The sequence below is a fragment of the Sporichthyaceae bacterium genome (assembly GCA_036269075.1).
Lineage (GTDB): Bacteria > Actinomycetota > Actinomycetes > Sporichthyales > Sporichthyaceae > DASQPJ01.
The window spans coordinates 1-3,609 of record DATASX010000054.1 but is presented as its reverse complement, the minus strand read 5'-3'; the positions used below and the strand labels follow the sequence as shown (position 1 = coordinate 3,609).

3 protein-coding genes are annotated in these 3,609 nt (G+C 70.8%); all 3 read left to right on the top strand.

What is annotated here, in order from left to right:
* Nucleotides 1-186 precede the first annotated feature (186 nt).
* The 3 genes from VHU88_09790 (at nucleotide 187) to VHU88_09780 (ending at nucleotide 3,570) form a co-directional block, all read left to right on the top strand.
* Complete coding sequence (locus VHU88_09790; protein HEX3611965.1) at nucleotides 187-975, top strand: ABC transporter ATP-binding protein; 789 nt, start codon at nucleotides 187-189, stop codon at nucleotides 973-975.
* Nucleotides 976-977: 2 nt separating this feature from the next.
* Nucleotides 978-2,213, top strand: coding sequence for an ABC transporter permease (locus VHU88_09785; protein HEX3611964.1), 1,236 nt, complete (start codon nucleotides 978-980; stop codon nucleotides 2,211-2,213).
* 412 nt (nucleotides 2,214-2,625) lie between these two features.
* Entirely contained in the window at nucleotides 2,626-3,570 is a 945-nt protein-coding gene (locus tag VHU88_09780) for a DUF5666 domain-containing protein (protein HEX3611963.1), read from the top strand.
* The last annotated feature ends 39 nt before the right edge of the window (nucleotides 3,571-3,609 follow it).

Here is a 3,609-nt window from a genome sequence, read left to right as displayed (position 1 = left end):
CCGGCCGGACCGGCACCGGCGCTACCGGCGCCCGCACCGGCGGGACCGGCGCGGCAACGACCGGTGGCTTCGGCGGCGGCAGCTTCGGCGGGTTCGGTGGGGGTGCCGGGTGAACGAGCGCAGCGAACGAACCCAGGTCACAGTCCCAGCCATCTCCGACGGTCGTACGAGAAGGGCGGCACGCCGATGAGCGCGCTGACTATGCCAGCAGGCCCGAGCGCGCAGTCCGGGACCGAGCTGCCGGTGCTGTCGCTGACCGACATCACCAAGCGGTACGTCACCGGCGCCGAGATCGTCTCGGCCCTGCAGGGGGTGTCCCTGGACATCAACGTCGGTGAGTACGTGGCGATCATCGGCCAGTCCGGTTCCGGCAAGTCGACGCTGATGAACATCCTGCGCTGCCTGGACACTCCGACCTCGGGGACCTACCGGCTGGCCGGGCACGACGTGTCGACGCTGGACGAGACCCGACTGGCCGGCGTGCGCAACGCCGAGATCGGCTTCGTGTTCCAGCAGTTCCACCTGCTGCCGATGCTGACGGCCTGGCGCAACGTCGAACTGCCGCTGGTCTACGCCGGCATGAACCGTGCCGAGCGCAAGCAGCGGGCCTGCCAGGCCCTGGAGCGGGTCGGCCTCGGCCACCGGCTCGAGCACAAGCCGAACGAGTTGTCCGGTGGCCAGCAGCAGCGCGTGGCGGTTGCCCGCGCCCTGGTGACCAACCCGGCAATGATCCTGGCCGACGAGCCGACCGGAAACCTGGACTCGTCATCGACCGACGACGTGCTCGGCCTGTTCGCCGACCTGCACGCGGCCGGTTCCACGATCGTGCTGATCACCCACGAGACCGAGGTTGCCCAGCGCGCCTCGCGTCGGGTGAAGCTCGCCGACGGCCTGGTCATCTCCGACGAATCCGACGACATGTCCCACAACAGCCTGCTGAGCCTACTGGGCCTGCCGGGCCAGCGAGGAATCTGACGATGAAAACCACAGACACCGCTCGTAGTGCCCTGGAAGCGATCCGCGGGCACCGGATGCGATCGATCCTGACGATGATCGGCATTCTGATCGGCATCGCCGCGGTCACCATCACCGTCGGCATCGGTCAGGGCGCGCAGGCCCAGGTCGCTTCCCAGATCAACAAACTGGGCTCGAACCTGCTGATCGTGACGCCGGGCTCGACGACCTCCTCGACCGGCTTCCGGGGCGGGCGTGGGTCGGCGACCACGCTGTCCCAGTCCGATGCGAGCACGCTGGCAAACCCGGCCGTCGCACCGGACATCGCCGCGGTCACCGCAGTCGCCTCGGCCAGCGAGGTGGTGCAGACCACCGCGCAGAACTGGACGACCACCGTCAACGGGACCAGCCCGAACTGGCTGACCACCCGGGACCGCACGGTGACCCAGGGCCGGTTCATCACCGCCACCGACATCGCCACCGACAACCCGGTGGTCGTGATCGGGCAGGACACCTCCAGCGAACTGTTCGGCACCGCGTCGCCGATCGGACAGTCGGTGCAGATCGCCGGATCCACCTACACGGTCGTCGGTCTGCTGAACTCCTCGGGTTCCTCGTCCGCCTCCTCGACCTCCGACGACGACATGGCGATCATGCCCTCGAGCACCTACGCCACCCGGGTGGCGGCGCCGGCCTCGCGGGCCTCGGTGTCGACCATCTACGTGCAGGCCAAGTCCGGCGCGGACCTGTCGGCGGCCTACCAGGAGACCCAGAACGCCCTGGCCACCAACCACAACGTGACCCTGGCCTCGGCCGACTTCACCGTCACCAGCCAGCAGTCCCTGGTGGCGACGGCGACCTCGACCAACAAGACCCTGACCGTCATGCTCGGCGGCATCGCCGCCATCAGCCTGCTGGTCGGCGGCATCGGGGTCATGAACATCATGCTGGTCTCGGTCACCGAACGCACCAAGGAGATCGGCCTACGCAAGTCCTTGGGCGCCACACCCCGAGCCATACGCAGCCAGTTCCTCACCGAGGCCTCGACCCTCGGCCTGGCAGGTGGAGCCCTCGGGCTCGGCCTGGGCGTCGGGGCGGCGTACTTCCTGCCCAAGATGCTGAACCAACCGGTCAGCATCAGCCCACTGGTCGCCGGTGGCAGCCTCGCGGTGTCTCTGATCATCGGCGTCGCGGCCGGCGTCTACCCGGCCGCCCGCGCGGCCAAGCTCGCACCGATCGACGCGCTGCGCACGCCCTGACGCCAGGGACGCCCTGATCCGCGAGCGAAACCTGCTCGTCGGGCAACGGGGGCCCCACACCCCGTCGGCCATCGGGATCAGGCGAACACCCGGGCCGGTTCGGCACACCACCTGTGCCGAACCGGCCCGGTTTCGCGTCCCCGTCCTGCGCCCCAGAAGCCCGGAAACCTAAGCATTTCTGTGGGGTTGCTGTCACAGGAAGGCTTCGGTCACTTCACAGGATTGCTGAAGGTGCAGGCCCCATCGTTTACCGCGGAGGGGGCATCCAACACTGGCCAGGTCACTTCTGACTGGCAGTCAGAAATAGACCGGCCCAGTGCACAACAGACTTCAGGGGGTACCAGAAATGCGCAATCTCAGCAGACCGGCGGTTCGCCGAACCATCCTCGCGACCGCCTCCGTCGGTGCGACGATGGCTCTGCTGGCCGCGTGCGGCAACGGCAGCACCGCGGCCGCGTCGTCCAGCCCGGCCACCAACAACTCCACCGGCACGGGCGGCGGCGCCGCCGGCCAGGGCGCGGCGCGCACGCCCGGCGTCAGCGGTCAGATCGCCGCGGTGAGCGGCAAGACCCTGCAGGTGCAGGGCGCGAGCTCGCAGACAGCGGTCACCTACACGGCCTCGACCGTGGTGAGCCAGACCGTCAGCGCGAAGCAGTCCGACCTCGCCGTCGGCAAGTGCGTCTCGGTGACCCCGGTCCAGACCGGCGCCACGGGCGCCACGGGCGCGGCGCCGGACATGTCCGCGCCGATCACCGCCGCGTCGGTCTCGATCAGCGACGCGGTCAGCGGCAGCTGCATGCGCGGCGGCGGCATGGGCGGCGGCCTCGGCGGCGGGCACCGCGGCGGCACCGGTGCCACGGGCGCCGGCGGCGCGGCCGGCAGCTTCACCCCGCCCGCCGGGGCCGCCGGGGCCACCGGTGGTACCGGTGCCACCGGCGCCCGCGGCGCGCGCGGCGGCTTCGGCGGCGGCGGCTTCGGCGCGAACGGCACCGTCGCCTCGATCTCCGGCGACACGATGACGGTCACGATGACCCAGCGCACCCCGGGTGCCACCGGCGCGACCGGCGCCGCTGCCACCACGACCGTCACCCGCACGGTGACGCTGACCTCGTCCACGACGTACACCGAGACCCAGAAGGCCGCTGACAGCGCGCTCACCGTGGGCAAGTGCGTCAGCGCGATCGGCAGCACCGACTCCAGCACCGGTGCGGTCACGGCCAGCTCGATCACCATCCGCCCGGCCGTCAACGGCTCCTGCTCCACCGGCTTCGGTGGTCGCGGCAACCGCGGCGCCGGTGCGGGCGCGGGTGCCGCCGGGGCGGGCGCGAACGCCGCGGCGCTCGGCTCGGAGCAGTAACAACGCAGTAGTCGGGTCGGCGGCCCGGGCAACCGGGCC

Bases quoted from the DNA above. Each gene is read 5' to 3' on its own strand.
- VHU88_09790 (HEX3611965.1), top strand. From the start codon at position 187: ATGAGCGCGCTGACTATGCCAGCAGGCCCGAGCGCGCAGTCCGGGACC.
- VHU88_09785 (HEX3611964.1), top strand. From the start codon at position 978: ATGAAAACCACAGACACCGCTCGTAGTGCCCTGGAAGCGATCCGCGGG.
- VHU88_09780 (HEX3611963.1), top strand. From the start codon at position 2,626: ATGGCTCTGCTGGCCGCGTGCGGCAACGGCAGCACCGCGGCCGCGTCG.